The sequence below is a fragment of the bacterium genome, assembly GCA_040755755.1.
In the GTDB taxonomy this organism is placed as follows: Bacteria; SZUA-182; SZUA-182; order DTGQ01; family DTGQ01; genus DTGQ01.
On the sequence record JBFLZW010000014.1, the window covers coordinates 1 to 16,125 of the forward strand.

The 16,125-nt window shown below is 51.8% G+C and carries 11 protein-coding genes; 3 read left to right on the top strand and 8 right to left on the bottom strand.

Translation table 11 applies throughout. The annotated features are described in order from the left end of the window. Positions 1–581: 581 nt before the first annotated feature. The 7 genes from AB1611_05185 to AB1611_05215 all read right to left on the bottom strand — a co-directional run bounded on the left by AB1611_05185 (position 582) and on the right by AB1611_05215 (position 10,363). Positions 582–2,777: a sulfatase-like hydrolase/transferase gene (locus tag AB1611_05185; GenBank protein MEW6378983.1), complete on the bottom strand. Its 2,196-nt coding sequence runs from the start codon at positions 2,775–2,777 to the stop codon at positions 582–584. Between the two features lie 104 nt (positions 2,778–2,881). Continuing rightward, a complete protein-coding gene (locus tag AB1611_05190) occupies positions 2,882–5,647 on the bottom strand; it encodes a hypothetical protein (GenBank protein ID MEW6378984.1) in 2,766 nt (921 codons plus the stop codon). A 42-nt stretch (positions 5,648–5,689) separates the two neighbouring features. Next, positions 5,690–6,706, bottom strand: a complete 1,017-nt coding sequence (locus tag AB1611_05195; protein ID MEW6378985.1) for an alpha/beta hydrolase — start codon at positions 6,704–6,706, stop codon at positions 5,690–5,692. A gap of 262 nt (positions 6,707–6,968) precedes the next feature. After that, positions 6,969–8,765, bottom strand: coding sequence for a translation elongation factor 4 (gene lepA, locus AB1611_05200; GenBank protein ID MEW6378986.1), 1,797 nt, complete (start codon positions 8,763–8,765; stop codon positions 6,969–6,971). Positions 8,766–9,263: 498 nt separating this feature from the next. Further along, positions 9,264–9,473: a hypothetical protein gene (locus AB1611_05205; protein MEW6378987.1), complete on the bottom strand. Its 210-nt coding sequence runs from the start codon at positions 9,471–9,473 to the stop codon at positions 9,264–9,266. A 30-nt stretch (positions 9,474–9,503) separates the two neighbouring features. Then, positions 9,504–9,818, bottom strand: a complete 315-nt coding sequence (locus tag AB1611_05210) for a hypothetical protein (protein ID MEW6378988.1) — start codon at positions 9,816–9,818, stop codon at positions 9,504–9,506. A 47-nt stretch (positions 9,819–9,865) separates the two neighbouring features. Next, positions 9,866–10,363 carry an AAA family ATPase gene (locus AB1611_05215; protein ID MEW6378989.1) on the bottom strand — a complete coding sequence of 166 codons (498 nt, stop codon included), beginning with the start codon at positions 10,361–10,363 and terminating at the stop codon, positions 9,866–9,868. A 137-nt stretch (positions 10,364–10,500) separates the two neighbouring features. On the opposite strand from AB1611_05215, the gene AB1611_05220 reads away from it, so the two are divergent. Continuing rightward, positions 10,501–10,881: a hypothetical protein gene (locus AB1611_05220; GenBank protein ID MEW6378990.1), complete on the top strand. Its 381-nt coding sequence runs from the start codon at positions 10,501–10,503 to the stop codon at positions 10,879–10,881. Positions 10,882–10,922: 41 nt separating this feature from the next. On the opposite strand, the gene AB1611_05225 is transcribed toward AB1611_05220, so the two are convergent. Further along, positions 10,923–12,695 carry a S8 family peptidase gene (locus tag AB1611_05225; protein MEW6378991.1) on the bottom strand — a complete coding sequence of 591 codons (1,773 nt, stop codon included), beginning with the start codon at positions 12,693–12,695 and terminating at the stop codon, positions 10,923–10,925. A 397-nt stretch (positions 12,696–13,092) separates the two neighbouring features. Here AB1611_05225 and AB1611_05230 point away from each other — a divergent pair, with 397 nt between their 5' ends. Together AB1611_05230 and AB1611_05235 are read left to right on the top strand one after the other, a co-directional pair. After that, on the top strand, positions 13,093–14,619 hold the full coding sequence (locus tag AB1611_05230; GenBank protein ID MEW6378992.1) for a pitrilysin family protein: 1,527 nt from the start codon (positions 13,093–13,095) through the stop codon (positions 14,617–14,619). Beyond that, positions 14,600–16,105, top strand: coding sequence for a pitrilysin family protein (locus AB1611_05235; GenBank protein MEW6378993.1), 1,506 nt, complete (start codon positions 14,600–14,602; stop codon positions 16,103–16,105). Before AB1611_05230 ends, AB1611_05235 begins: the two co-directional genes overlap by 20 nt. Positions 16,106–16,125: the final 20 nt, after the last annotated feature.

Below are 16,125 nucleotides of genomic sequence, written 5' to 3' on the forward strand. Positions count from 1 at the left end.
TGTTTTTTATCCACCTTAAGGCTGCAAACTCGTCCACCGACATGGTCACTTTTTAATTTTTTAACTTATCCTACTTTTAACTATATAAAATATACTTTGTCGATATAAAAATTAATAAAACTAAATGGAATGGCACTTACATAAGCCAAGCTTATAATATAGAGAGGACACAAAGCACACAGGGAAAAAAGATCTCCCGCAGAGACGCAGAGACGCAGAGAACAACCAATCCGGCAAGGTCCTGATGAAAGTCGGGATATATCGATGTGTCAACGGCCTGGAAGCAAGCAAAAAGTAAAAAGGCACAAGGAGGAACTTGTTTTACTTTTACTTTTCAATGATATCCTCTGCGTCTCAGCGTCTCTGCGGGAGAATTACTAATTCTTATGTAAGTGCCATTCAAACTAAATGCCAATCTAACCATTTAATCTTCTTCCGGCTTCCAACTCTTGATTCCTGGCTCTTCTTGCACCAAAGTTTGAACAAAATTTCTATTGTACGGGCAGTAAGGGCCTAACCAAATAGCCTCACCAAAAGATATTAGTCACTCTCAAGTTCTCACTATATTATTATACACCAAATCAGGAGGATGGGTCTCCAGTTCCCGAGCTCTTCTGCCTGCATTGATCCAGCAGCATGCGGGCCTGCCAGAAGTTCGGTTCCAGTTGGATGGCTTCCTGAAGGTGCTCGATGGCTTTATCCAGGCGGTTGAGTTTGAGAAAGGTGCAGCCGAGATTAAAATGGGCTTCGGCATTTTGGGGATTGATTTCCAGAGCTTTTTGCCATTCCCGGATGGCCTGCTCCGGCTGGTTGGTTTTGAGATAGATATTACCCAGGCCCATGTGGGCGGCCAGGTATCCGGGGTCCAGAGTGAGGGAGCGCTGGTATTCCTGCTGAGCCAGGCTATACTGCCCAAGCATTTCGCAGGCTATGGCAAGGTTGGTATGGGCCACGACCTGCGTTGCCGGGTCGGGTTTGAGCTGGAGCAGTTTTTCGAATTGCTCTCTGGCCTCCTGATAGCGGTTGTTCTTCAGATATATCCCTCCCAGGTTATTGTAGGACAGGGTGCTGGCAGGATGGAGCTTGATATCCATCCGGTATTCAGCCAGAGCCTGATCGAACTTGCCCAATTTCTCGTAGATTATACCAAGGTTATTATGAATATTGATGAACCGGGGGTCCTGATCGGCCACCTGCTGAAATTCTTTCAGGGCTTCCTCAAGAAGGCCGGTCTTTTCGAGGGCGGAAGCCAACAGGAAGCGGGCCAGGATATTTTTGGAGTCTTTCCGGAGCAGATGGCGAAAGGAGGTGATTGCCGCCTGGTATTGTCCAGCGGAGAATTGTTCGCTTCCCTGATCGAAGAGGGTCAGGGTATCGATCATATCCTTGGGATCAGGGGGGGAATCGGGACGGTCGGCAATAATGCGGACTGTCTGGATATATCCCAGCCCTTCGAGCCGTGTCCGGGTTGCTGCATCTATCTCCACGGGCTTACTGGCATGATGCTCAGGAGGGGCGGCAGCCAGAAAAGCGTGAAGTATTTTCCCCAGATTTTGAGCCTGTTCCGGATATTGCTCCAGCACATTCTGCAGTTCATGCGGATCAGCCGATAAATCGTATAATTCCAGGCGGGGTGCCCGGATATATTTCCATTTCCGGGTTCGCACCCCTTCCAGCCTGCTCCAGCCAAAATTGGCTTCCGGAAACCGGGTTTCCAGAAAAATCCTGTCATCACTCAGAGGATCCGCCCCGCTTCGGTTCATCTGCGTGAGCAGGCTTAATCCCTGCAATCCCGCAGGCTGGGGAATTTTGAGGAGGTCCAGGACCGTTGGCAGGATATCCAGCGTCTTGACTGGCCGAGAATAGACCAGCCCTTCAGGCAGCCCCGGATAGCGCAGAATCAGAGGGACCCTCACCGTGGCATCGTAGAGAAAGATGCCGTGAGTGTTTTCCCGGTGCTCGCCGAGGCTCTCCCCATGATCGGCCACCAGCACGATCAGGGTGTCATTCAATCTGTTAATCGCTGCCAGTTCCCTGAGCAGGAGCCCGACACAATGGTCCGTGTACGCGATTTCTCCATCGTAAGGCCGGTCAGGGTACCTGCTCCGGAACGGCTGGGGAGGGTCGTACTTGGTATGGGGATCAAAGTAATGCACCCAGAGGAAGAAGCGGTCAGGGTTTTTATTTTTCAGCCACTTGATACTTTCTTCAGTTACTATTTCGCCCCGCCGCTCATTATACAGCCAGAAGGCTTCATGCTCGGAGGATCCGGTCTCCCTATCCGGCGAAAGGGAATCATCGAACCATTCAAAACCCTGGTCAAGGCCAAATTGCCTGCTCAGGACAAAGGCTCCGACAAAGGCTGCCGTAGTCAATCCCTGCTGCTGTAAAATCTGCGCCAGAGTCCTGGCGGATGCATCCAGCCGGTACTCCCCGTTGTTTACCACTCCATGCACGGCAGGGTACAGGCCGGTCATGATAGTGGCATGAGAGGGGAGCGTGATCGGCACCGGGGTGAAGGCCCATTCGAACCGAATGCCCTCTTTGGCAAGGGAATCGATGGCCGGAGTGTCTATCCCGGTGTATCCATAGCAACTGAGATGATCGGCCCGCAGGGTGTCGATAGTAATCAGCAGCACATTCCTGGGCGGGTGTATCCCGCCGTCTTGAGGGGCCTGCTGCCTCTGAGCGCGTCTGCATCCCGCTCCCATGGACAGGCAGAGCAGGAAGATGATAAGGATATGAATATGGCACAAATGATCCGCTGTTTTTCCCATCTATGACCCTGAATCGGCAAGCCGGGCCGCTTTAATCGGCTGCCGCTGTGCAAAGAAGTGATCAGTCATCAGTTTTTTACTGACCACTGATCACTGATTACTGATCACTGATCACTGAACTTAAATGCCCGGGGGGGCCTCATCGCCGATAGGGCTACATCTACCTGGCCTTTGATCAGTGATCCATCCTTCAGAAGACCGGAAAGAGTAAGGCAAATCATTCCCTCCTGAACTTCCCTGAGCGCTAATGATCTCATGACCTGTTGATTATTGAATGTCAGTATCAGATCATTATACCCGTCACCACTGAGGTCCTGAACGTTGATGGAGGGTGTACTCCTGACCGGGATATCTGCATAGCTCCAGCGGGCAGGTGCAATGTTTTCTCCAATGCCCTTACGGCCAAGCAGAATAGTTTCCGGATCTATGGCCGTAACGTCAAGCCCCTCCCTGCCCAGAACGACAAGCTGTATCTTTCTGCCTCTCAGGAAATCGGGTGATTCTCCCGGATAAAGGCCAAGGGATATCCAGATAATAGGTGGAACAAATCCGCGGTACTCATAAGCTTCCATATCATATCTGGCTACGCCGTCGCTGTCTCCATCCCAGGGCCGCACTTCACCGTCCCGGTCATTCTCAGCGCCGGGAATTGCCGGATCATTTCCGGCATCGATGCAGGGGGAGCCGTATTGTAAATGATAATCGCCATTGATTAAATCAGCAAACAGGGGTGGCAGACTGATATTGCCTGATCCCTGATATCCACCCTGAATATTGGAATAGGAAATTTTCAGGGAGCTTGCAGACAACTGGTTTACAACCTTTACGTCCCGGTATCCTCTTAAGATGCCTGACCTGGTAATCCTGGAAATCTTATCCCCGACTTCATTCGGAGCATTCCCCCAGAGAATGCAGTTGGTGACAACCGGCGAGGATTGATCACTTAAGATGCCGCCACCTGACAGGGAGGCAGAATTACCGATGATGGTGCAATTGATGATTTTCGGTGAGGGGAAGTTGTACTCTGGCGAGCTCGACAGGGTATATCCCGAGCAATTGATTCCCGCTCCAAGGCGGGCTGAATTCAGGGCCAGAACGCAGTTGGCAATAGTCCACCGGGTGGCAAAGCCGGTTATGGGCCAGGTACAGTAGATGCCGCCGCCGTAATCAGCCGAATTTCCGGTAATTGTGGAATTGCTGATATCCAGGGCATCGCACTGGCAGTAAATCCCCCCTCCCCGATGTGAAGCCTGGTTGAGGCTGATCGTACAATTGACGACTTTCGGCTGGTAGCACATCGAGCCAAAGCAACTGATCCCTCCGCCGCAGGGGGCAGAGTTATCCGTAATGATGCAGTTGGTTATTACCGGAGCGGAGTTGCAGCAGAATATCCCGCCGCCGCCGTTGAAGTCCTCATCCTCTGATGCCAGATTGCCGGTGGCGGAGTTCCCGGTGATCTGGCAGTCGGTAAGAGCTGGCCATGAGCGCTCACAGGAAATTCCTCCCCCAGAGGCGGCTGAATTTCCGCTGATCATGCACTTGACGATCGAAGGCGATGAGTTATGATTACAGAAAATTCCACCGCCCGATTCCACTGCCAAATTCTGTACCACCTGGCAATTACTGATGGTAAGCGAGGAGTTAAGGCAGTGGATTCCTCCCCCGTACCTCTGGGCCGACCCATTCTGGATGGTAAAACCATCGAGGAGACCATTTGACCCTATATTAATCAGGGTCAGAGCCGATCCTGTCTGAGAGCCGTCGATAATTGTGGAATTAGGGCCGCTCTGGCTGATGATGGCGATATCCTTCCCGCTCAGCAGAATATTTTCCCGGTACCTGCCTGGATAAACGACAATAGTGTCCCCCGGGAATGCCGAATCGATAGCCTGCTGAATAGTGGTAAAATCACAGCTCCCATCAGCAGCAACCGCAATCCTGGTCAATTCAGGCCCGTTACTCCCCTCTCCCCCGCAGGCTCCAATATCGGATCGGGAACCATCCGCATCGAGCAGCCGTGGATGCCCGGCATCCCTGCAGGGAGAGGCAGTTTGCAGATGGTAATTACCAGCTTCAGGATCAATGAACAGCGGATCTGCATCGATATTTCCCGGTCCCGGACAGCCATGCTGAATATCACAGTAACTCACTTTCGGACCGGCTTCAGAATCCGCGGTTATCTCCGAACCATTGTCCCAGAAAATTGAGTTCAGGATGAAGGGTGAAGAGCAATGGCTGACAGAGATTCCCCCGCCGCTGGAAGCCGAGTTCCTGCTCACGACACACGAGGTGATGTCGGGTGAGGAATACCAGTCGCAGTATATCCCGCCTCCCTTTTCAAAAGCCAGGTTTTCCATGATAATACAGTTAGTTATTTCAGGTGAGGCCTCAAGGCAATAAATTCCCCCGCCGAAAGGGGCCGAATTGCCGACGATGGTACACTTTTTGATGAGCGGCGAGGAGGATTGACAGAAAATACCGCCGCCTTTGGTGAAGGGAGCTTTTGCCTGGCCGTTTCTTACCGTGACGCCGCTGAGCACGGATGAAGTTCCTTCTCCGTGTGCACAAGTGACCACACTTCCTGAATTTCCTCCATCGATAATAGTCGAAGCGACGATATCGGGATCGTTCGGGTCCCCGCTTCTTATAATAATGCCCTTGCCGCAAAAATCAATATTTTCCCGGTAAATTCCCGGCTGGATAATGATCACATCTCCATCAGCGGCAGCCTCGATCGCTGACTGAATAGTTCCGTAATCGCCGGGCACAAGCCGCTCTGCCGCCCGGGCAGGGGGAATCGGGAATATCACCACCGCAGCCACCCCCCCCAAAACCAACACCGAGAGTAAGCTCAATATCCTGTTGTTCATTGTTTTTCTCCTTTCTGGATAGGCAGGTGCACGATGGATGCATCAGGGGTTGTCCGTGACGATCAATTCCTTTACCGGCAGTCCATCACTCCATACTCCCATGAAGCGCTGCTGCGGAGTATTGCCGAGGGCATATTCCCAGTTCTTCTGGTAAAAGGCGGCGTCAGTGAGAGCATCGAACAATTTCCACAGGCAATAGTAATCAAGAGCATTCGGGCCGGCGGCAGACCGTAGCCCGGTATCGGCAGCCGAGCAGGCAGGAGTAAAATGATCTGCCTTCAGGGGGGGAGATCCACGGTAATCCGAAACCATGATGATATAATCTTTTTTCTCCAGGGGGATCTGCGGTATCCGGTAAAATATCTCTTTGGCAGCCCGGTCACCGGAAACAAAATCCTGATCACCTACCATCAGGAGCACAAGAGTATCCGCCGAAATAGCCGAAAGGTCTTCGAGGGGAACTGTGCTTGTCCATCCCGGCTCAATAGACATGATCGCTCCTGGAACGGGAAGACCGGACTGTACAGCCAGGGCAGCCAGATTGACAGCTATTATCCCGCCGGTTGAATGACCCACGACAGCAAATTTGCCAAGGTCCGGCCTGACATGATTTTTGGCCTTCAATATTTCCAGTGAATTCTGCACCGAGCGAATGGTATTCGAGGTGAAATCTTTGGGTTTGGAAAAATAGGACTGGTAGGCTGGAAAGATGACGATATTGCCCTTTCTGACGATATGCTCGATCCAGGCGCCATATGAGCTGGGCCTCAGTGCATCCCATCCATGCAGGAAGACGATTAAAGGTGCCGTCTCAGGCCGTGGTGAATCCGGCTCAAAGAGATGATACCGCAGGGCACCGGAACCATAGACATTGCTGATGACCTTGCCGTGAGGGTAGTCTGCACCGCCAAGTCCCGATGATGGCTGAGGAGGTCCGGTAGTGGCAAAGACAAGGGAGAAGGTGACAAAGAGTATGAAAGGAAGACAAAGAAATACCCGGACGATTCGCAAGTACCTGTTCTGGAAAGCAGAGCTCATGCTCTGGCTTGCTGGAGGCATTTTCATCTCCTCTTTGAGGCTTGTGGCTTTTTTGGTTGTAAGGCCTGTCAGTTGACAATAAGGGTAATTCTCATGATACTCAGGGTTGAAAACCACACCCTTGAGGAAGAACTGGATACTGCCGATGGCAAAACCTGCAAAATGTATGAGAAAGTTATTTGAGATAAAATAGTGATTACTTTTTCGGCCTCTCTTCCTGAGAAGAACTACCCTTATCGTGGTGGGGAGATGAAAAGATTTTGAACGGGCTCTGGAGCAGATTTCAATCGGAATCCGCCTTGAGCACCGATAAAAAGGCTTTTTGAGGGATCTCTACCGAGCCGATCATCTTCATGCGCTTTTTACCCTTTTTCTGCTTTTCCAGCAGCTTTCGCTTCCGGGTAATATCCCCGCCGTAGCATTTGGCCAGAACATCCTTGCGAAAAGGCGAGATGGTGGTCCGGGCGATGATGGCTCCGCCGATAGCTCCCTGAATGGCGATTTTAAACATCTGTCGCGGTATCTCATCCCTGAGCCGCTCGCAGGCATGGAGGGCGCGGGCGCGGGCATGATCCCGGTGGACGAGCTGGGCAAGCGCATCCACCTTCTCTCCATTGACCAGAATATCGACTTTGACCAGATCCGTCTCGCGATAGTCCAGAATTTCGTAGTCAAAGGAGCCATACCCCTGAGTCAGGCTTTTGAGCTTATCGTAGAAATCGTAGACAACTTCTGCCAGCGGCAATTCGAAAACCATTTCAACCCGGCCCGGTCCCGTATAATGATACCCCGTATTGATACCGCGCCGCTCAAGACACAGCTTCATGACCGCGCCCAGGTAGCGGTCGGGAATGATGATTGTGGCTTTGATAAAAGGCTCTTCCACCTTGTCGATCGAGGTGGGGTCTGGATACAGGGCCGGATTGTCGATCGTGATTTTCCCTTCCTTTTTCAGAGTAACCTGGTAGCGGACCGTAGGGGCGGTCATGATCAGGGACAGGTCATATTCCCTTTCCAGTCGCTCCTGGACAATCTCAAGGTGCAAAAGGCCCAGAAAGCCGCAGCGAAATCCCATGCCCAGAGCCGCTGAAACATCTTTCTCAAAGGAGAGAGCCGCGTCGTTCAATTTATATTTCTCCAGGGCCACTGCCAGGTCTTCATATTCATCGGTCGAGACCGGATAGAGAGAGGAAAAAACCACCGGCTTGGCTGCCCGGAATCCTGCCAGGGGCTTGTCGGTCGGACGGTCGGCCAGCGTGATCGTATCCCCGACCCGGGCATCGCTGACAGTCTTGACACCGGCAATGATATAGCCCACCTCACCAGCCTGGAGATTTTGGGATTTTTCCCGCTTGAGGCAAAAATAACCGACCTCTTCCACCTTGTACTCAGCCCTGTTGGACAGCAACTGGATGGTATCGCCTGCCCGGACCTGCCCCTCGAAGATGCGGCAGAAGATGACCACTCCCCGGAAAGGGTCATACTGGGCATCGAAAATCAGGGCTGAGAGGGGATTGTGCTCATCCCCCTTTGGCGGGGGCAGCCGGTGAACAATCGCCTCCAGGATCTCATCAATGCCGATTCCTTCCTTGGCTGAACAGCGAATGGCCTCATCAGGATTCAGTCCCAGTTCCGAATCGATCTGCTCCAGAACCCGGTCGATATCGGCTGAAGGCAGGTCGATCTTGTTAATGACCGGGATAATGGAAAGATCGTGCTCCATGGCCAGATAAAGATTGGCCAGGGTCTGGGCCTCCACTCCCTGGGAGGCATCGACCAGGAGCAGCACTCCCTCGCAGGATGCCAGTGCCCGTGATACTTCGTAGGTGAAATCCACATGCCCGGGCGTATCGATCAGATTCAGCGTATACTTCTGGCCATCGCGGGCCTGGTAGGGGAGGCGTATGGCCTGGCTTTTAATGGTAATCCCCCGCTCCCGCTCAAGGTCCATGGTGTCCAGCATCTGATCCTTGAACATCCGGGGATCGATCACTCCGCTCTGCTGGATGAGCCGGTCAGCCAAGGTGGACTTTCCATGATCGATATGAGCTATGATGCTGAAATTACGAATTAAGTTCATGGTTATATCTTGCTTCCCTGGTAAATTGCTCCTGAAAGATTGGTTAAAGATTGGTTAAGGTCATGAGTTTTCATGATAACCTATTTTGCATAAAGAATCAATCTCATTGAAACAGGGACAGATGTTCCCCATCTTGTATGGGAGCCTCTCTTCAACTTCTCCCCCTTGATGGGGTAGGTTGTGTGGGGGGTGATAGTTATCTTCACCATGCCTCATGGAGGAAAGGAACATGTGAGCCTGATCAGGCTAATTGATGGAGACTGGATATCAGGATATTTGGGGGATTGATAAAAAGAGTTGGCAAAGCGAGAGGTTGATATTGATAATCTATTGGAAAACAAAAAGAAGGTACTGGTTCAAAAAGAAAGTGAGAAGTTATTGGCGATGAGGTTAAGCTGGATATCGGCGAGGTCTTCAGGTTCCATTCCGTTGGGAAGTTCATGAGTGAAGAGGCGAGTTTCTGGCTGGAGGATGTTGGCGATATCAGAAGCGGCCTTTTTAGTTAGCTGCCTGATCACCATCGGGCATGAGGAGGACTTTTGGTGCATGGGTGAGCCATGCAGCCTGGACAGGTGAAAGAGAGGTACCCAGCAAGGCACCAGCATTACTGATACCGGATTGAGCAACGCGCATTACCGCCCAGGAGCACTCTACGACGATGATTCCCTTATGCCTGAAGGGAAGTGCACGGTGGGCATTATAGAGCATATCCTTTTTGGGGAAGTTTTTGGGGAAGAGTCATTTGCCCCAGGAGACAATGGCCTTATGATCAAGGCGTCGGCCCCAGTAGCCGAGAGGATTTCCCGAAAGGTCATGGAGGCGAACAGCCACCGTTCCTCGCAGGGCGCAACAGAAGATGGCAAAATACCGGATTAAAATCGTAATAGTAGGGTAAAACCGTTCGATACAGTGAAAATTACAGGTAATATCTTTTCTCCTCTTCCTGGTTCCCCCAATTAAAGAGGCACCGTTTCCAGTGCCTTCCTTGTATAAGGGGATAAATTTAATTTTATAGATTGATAACTCCCCATTCAACCCCTCTCCGTTCGGCAATTTTCCGAGCCAACTCCTTGAAATCCCGGTAGGCACTTTTGACAGCTTCAAAATGTGCACCAATAGCCCCATTCAGCGGGTTTCAAGTGGAACATAGGCTTTCTGGCCTCCTGGGCCATCGGCATAAGGCTTCGATAGTGCTTGAGGAGCATGAGACAATGAGGATCATTAACCACAGAAAGCCCGCTTCCGTCAAGCTCACCTAAAACATCCTGCCGATATACTTTTGGGATGCGGCCCATCCACCGCTGATACGCCTTCACCGGACGATCGAGACGCTCTGAGTGCTGTAAAACGATGTACCCGGCAGGTTTGATACTCCCTGGGGGAAGATTCAGGTCAGACGCAGGATTTTTCTCAATCCGCTCTATCCATTGCTCGCGCCAGCGCCGTAAGGTCGGACCAAGGTTGCGCAAGCCCTGCAGCGAGAATAGATCCGGTGAAAGAGGAATAACCACGTAATCAGCAGCAATAAGGGCAGCCCGATTTATCGCTCCCAGATTAGGGCCAAGATCCATCAAAACCGGAAAGCGCAAGGTCTCCAACCAGGAGGGCCAGGTTATCTTCAATCTGCTCCAGATGAGGTTCGTCAACTGCTGCCCATTTACTGAGTAACCATTATAACCTTACCCGCAGTAACTACTATCACCAGTTAGATTATTCCAGTAGTTCCGGAGGCGACGTGATCCCATTTTTAGAATATGCTGTCCAGGGTTTTATCGATGGCCTTAAGGAGCAGATCAATTTAATTCGTTTTGAACAATTTAAAATTATCTGGCGAAATTTCATTTATGATATATTTAAAAATAGAGATGGCCTTGTCAACGACCGCAGACGGAAGCTCATGTTAGACATATCAGACCGTTTTGATCCAATCCCCTTAAAAGAAATCCGCTACATCAGCCCTCGAATTGCAGAGATCTATGCAAAGAAAACAGATAAAACTATTGGAAGAGATATCAATGAACTGGTCAGCATGGGATTACTGAAACGAGTAAAAGAGGGATATACACCCTGTAGAGAATTAATCTCTGCCTTTTTGCCAGAACGAAGAACACAGTAACACAGTAAAGCCGAGGCATATCTCCATCCCCACTCCAATCCTCAGGGTGTCCTCAGGACCGCCAGGTAGGCGTTGACCAGCCCGAATCCGAAATACTGGTCCCATCCGGCAGTGCCAAGGTCGGTGGCGCTCCCTTCAATGATTGAAACCACATCTGCCGGAGCAAGGGGAATGGTGCTCTTGCCGATAACCAGGGCAGCCACACCGGAAACCAGAGCGCAGGCGGGGGATGTTCCTTCCATGAAATAATAATAAAATGTGGTATAGTCGGTCCCGTTATGAGTCTGCTGCAGAATGCCGTCTCCGAATCCATCGGCGTTCTGGTCCACGCTCAGGTCTCCTCCCGGTGCGCAGACATCGACAAAGGTGCCATAATTGGAGTAAGAGGGGAGCGTATAATCGTAGCGGATGGAGCTTACCGAGATCGGCTCCGGATACGAGGCCGGGTATTCGGGGGTGCTGGAGCCGGAATTTCCGGCGGAGCAGACGACAGTCACTCCAGCGTTGTAGGCATAGGTAACAGCCGCTGCTTCCGTGGCTGAAGTACCGGGGCCGCCAAGACTCATGCTGATGACTCTGGCCCCGTTGTTCACTGCAAAATAAATCCCGTCAACTTCCGTGGTGATAACCACCCCTCCGACGTTGTCCATGACCTTGACCGGCATGATGGTCGCATTAAACGCCACTCCGGAGACTCCCAGAAGGTTATTCGTTGTCTGGGCAATGCATCCGGCCATATGCGTGCCGTGGCCGAAATCGTCATCCGGGAAGGCATCGTTATTGACAAAATCATAGCCTGGGGCAAAGAGAGTTCCTGCCAGATCCGGTGCCTGGGTGAAGGTCGCGTTTGTTTCAAAGGCGACTCCGGAATCCACAAGTCCCACCAAAACCCCCGCTCCTGCTCCGTAATCCCATGCATAACTGCAATTCAAGCGGGGCAGGTGCCATTGGTAATTGTAATACGGGTCATTCGGGATGAAGTGTGGCCGGCGCAGGAAATTCGGTTCGGCATAAAGAACCGAGGCCTCGGCTCGCAGCCGCTGGGCAGCCTGCAAGACCGTGATGGAGGAGGGAATACTCAAGACTGTATAGCCTGCATAGGGACTGGTATAAACCTCGCGGCATCCATGCCTGGTGCAAACCCGGCCGACCTCAGCAGCAGGAGTCCCGGGGGCGAATTGCACGACTACCTGATTTGCCCTGTAAGCGGGAATGCCCGGCAGATAGGCTACTCCAGCACCGAGAATTGCCGGAGGCTTATAGAGAATGCTCTTTGCTTCAATGCCGACTGTCCGCCGGTCTACCGGCGGCGGATTGGAAGCCGCCGTACGGGAAAGAGCGGCGCGGGGCGAAATCGACCATGGATTGGAAAACAGATTGAGTGCCAGAGCATTGAGATTGAGGAGGGGGGAAAAAGCCAGTTCATAGTTTATCAAGGAGCTTATGAAAGGCTCGAACATAAGCATTGGCCATGCCCCCCAGCCGGATGATTGCCCCCCTGACTGCCACATGGGAGCAGCCCATGAGGCTCCCGCATATGTCTGCGGATATAATAGACCTGCCCAGGGGAGCCCCCCCCAGGTGGGAAACAACGAGTGGCCACTGACCACTGGCCACTGACCACTGACCACTGGCCACTGACCACTGACCACTGCTGGTGCAAGCCACTGGGCATGCACCCTGGTGAAATGCCCCGAAGTGAAAAATAGTGCAAGGATTACCCACAGAATCAGGCCAGAAGCTGGCCGGGATAAACGGGATGAGATAAATTGCCTCTCTCTGGCCGGGTAGTGCATTTCTCTCAATTTGTCCAAGGTACTTATAAACCTCCGCTGATAGATACTCAGGTAAGAACGCTCATTGTCAGCCAGTAGTTATTTATTGGCTTTTTACCGAAAGAGCATGGTATATTTCCAGCTATTGCCGGTCTGGCTTTTCAGACAAATCCTTAAGCTGTGGGGAAATGCAAGCAGTGTGCCGCCGATGGCGGCTTCCAAACAGCTTGAATTATTTGATCAATAGAAACTCGGTCCCTTGCCGGACGGGGAAAAAATTGAAGAAGCGGCCTCAGTGATGCCCATAAGAACGGACTTGACAAGTTTGATGGATTACGATAATTTACTTTTTCATAGGGCTGTGAGAGCCCATTGTTCAGCTTTCATGGCAGGGTAAAAATTGTAGTCCGGGAGTAAAGCAAAGGTCATACTTTCTATGAATGTCAGCCGGAAAAGAAGAATACCTGCTCTCACCATCGTGATGATCGTTTTCCTCTGGACCTGTCCGGGCCAGGCTACTCATCTTGCAGATCTTGTTGTCGAGCAAACCTTGCGTAACGGACTTAAAGTTCTGGTTCTGGAGAGGCACCAGTCTCCTACGGTTTCTCTCTATCTTCGGTTTCGGGTGGGCATGATCGATGAGGGAGGCAAGGGGCTGGCCCATCTGCTGGAACATATGCTGTTCAAAGGAACCACCAGTGTCGGGACCAAAAATTTCCCCAAGGAAAAAAAACTCCTGTTTAAAATTGACCAGGCTGGCCGGAAACTGGATGCTGAAAGGAAAAAGGGCGAGGCTGCCAGCCCGCAGGTGATTAAAGAGCTGGAAAAGGAATTAAAGGCCCTGCAGGAGCAGGCCAGTCAGTATGTTGTGACCGATGAGATGACCCTCCTGTATACCGAGAATGGGGCCACAGGGCTGAATGCCAGTACCGGCGGTGACCTGACAACCTATCATGTCAGCCTCCCCTCCAACCGGATCGAGCTGTGGGCAAGACTGGAATCGGACCGATTTCGAAATCCGGTTTTCCGCGAATTTTATTCCGAACGGGATGTGGTTCTGCAAGAGCGGCGGCAGACAAATGAAAGTGAACCCCTGAGCAAATTCTGGGAGCAATTTCTTGCTGCTGCCTATATATTTCATCCCTATCGAAATCCGGTCATCGGATGGGAATCGCATCTGCAGTTCCTCTCCAAATCGGAGATGGAAGAGTTTTTCCGGACCTACTACGTTCCCAATAACGCCGTGATTGCCGCTGTCGGAGATGTCCGGGCGAAGGAATTCATCAGTCTGGTGGAGCGGTATTTCGGCTCTCTCCCCCGCCGGGAATATCTGCCCGCCTTGACCGCCAAGGAGCCGCCCCAGATCGGGGAGCGCAGGATCGCTGTCCACCTCGATGCTCAGCCCCAGGTCATGATCGGCTATCATAAACCGACCCTGCCCAGTCGTGAGGATTATGTCTTCGACCTTGTTGACGCTGTCCTTTCCGGCGGCCGCACCTCCCGCCTCTATCAGCGCCTGGTGGAAAAAGACCAGATTGCCGTCCAGATAAACACAGCCAATGGAATACCCGGGGCCCGGTGTGCAAATCTATTCATGATCATGGCTACTCCCCGCCATCCTCACACTGTCCAGGAGGTTGAGCAGGCCATTTCCGAAGAGATTGACCGGCTGAAGAAGGAGCCGGTTTCGGATCGGGAACTTCAGAAGGTTAAAAACCAACTGGCGGGAGATTTTATCCGCTCTCTGAACTCCAACGCCGGTCTGGCCGGTGAGCTTTCCTATTTCGAGATCGTGGCCGGAGACTGGAAATATATCGATACACATCTTGAAGTCCTGGAAAAAATTACCACCCGGGAAATTCAGGAAGCTATACAAAAGTACCTCATTGAGGATAACAGAACAGTTGCCGTTTTAGTACCGAAATCAGGAAAGGGCGGGCAAGGTGGTCAAGAGAAGCGATAAGGAGTGGCTGTCAAACGAAAATCAGCAATGCATCCGGATACGGCTCCGAGCCTGGTTGATAATGGGCCTGACTGGAATCTGGCTGGCTTGCCTCATGGCCTGCACTCCATCTCTCTCCCCCACCGGGGCATTGACTTCGACTCTTCCTCCTCCCCGGAGTCTCAAATATCCCCCCTTGCAGTTTCAGCTCCCGAAGGCGGAGCGCAGGCAACTGAAAAATGGACTGATTGTCTATTTGCTGCCTGACCACGAGATCCCTATTGTCAACGTTACCGCCCTGATCCGAACCGGCAGTGTCTATGAGCCTTCGGATAAGGTCGGCGTGGCGCAATTGACCGCTGAGGTCATGCGGACCGGAGGGACCTCCTCTCTGTCTGCAGAAGAGCTGGATGAGGAACTGGAGTTTCATTCCATTCACCTCGGTACGATGATCGACCGGGAGTCAGGCACCGCTTCCCTGTCCGTATTAACCAAGGACCTGGACAAGGGGCTGGGGCTCTTTTTCGATGTCATTCGCCATCCGGCCTTCAGTCAGGAAAAGGTGAATCTGGCCAAGGATAAAAAAATTGAAAGCATCCGCCGCAAGAATGATTCCCCTCAGGACATTGCCTTCCGGGAATTTCGCAAAATACTCTACCGTGGTGATCCCCGGAGCAATGAAGCCACGATCGAAGGGATTCAAAAGCTGACCCGTCAGGACCTTGTCAATTTCCACGAGCGCTATTTTCACCCCGATAACACCATTATGGGCATCTGCGGTGACTTCCAGCCGGAGGAGATCATGGAAAAACTGGAAAAGTTGACTGCCGGCTGGGCAGCTCTGTCGGCACCGGTCCCACCTCCACCCGTTCCATCGGGAAAGACGCCAAAATCGATAAATTATATTTCCCGCAAATTACCTCAATCTATCATTATCACCGGCGGCTTCTCCGTGCCCCAGAATCACCCGGACCATTTTGCCTTTCTGATCCTGGACCATCTCCTGGGAGGGAATGGATTTAATTCTTATCTCTCTGAGGAAATACGCTCCAGGCGGGGGCTGGCCTACAGTGTGGGAAGTTTTTACAACGGCTATATTAACTACGGAGCATCCGGTACCTATTGCTTTACCAATTCCTCCAGCACAATTTTAGCCATTACCCTGACTTACCAGATCCTGGAAAAGGTCAAAAGCGGCCAGATTTCTCCCGATAAGCTGCAATGGGCCAAGGACTCGATTCTCAATCAGTTTGTTTTTTCCTTCACCTCTTCCGATGGAATAGTAAGCCAGTTAATCGCCCTGGAATATCACGGACTGCCCAGAGATTATCTGGACCGGTTCCAGGATAATATCCGCAAGGTCAGCCTGGAGGATGTGCAGCGGGTGGCCAGAGATTACCTTCAGCCGGATAATAATATTCTGCTGGTCCTGGGAGATGATGAAAGCTTCGAGCAGCCGCTCAGCCAGTTCGGGTTTGTGAACATGGTTGACGTCGAACACTATTAAGACATGCACTATCAATAAGT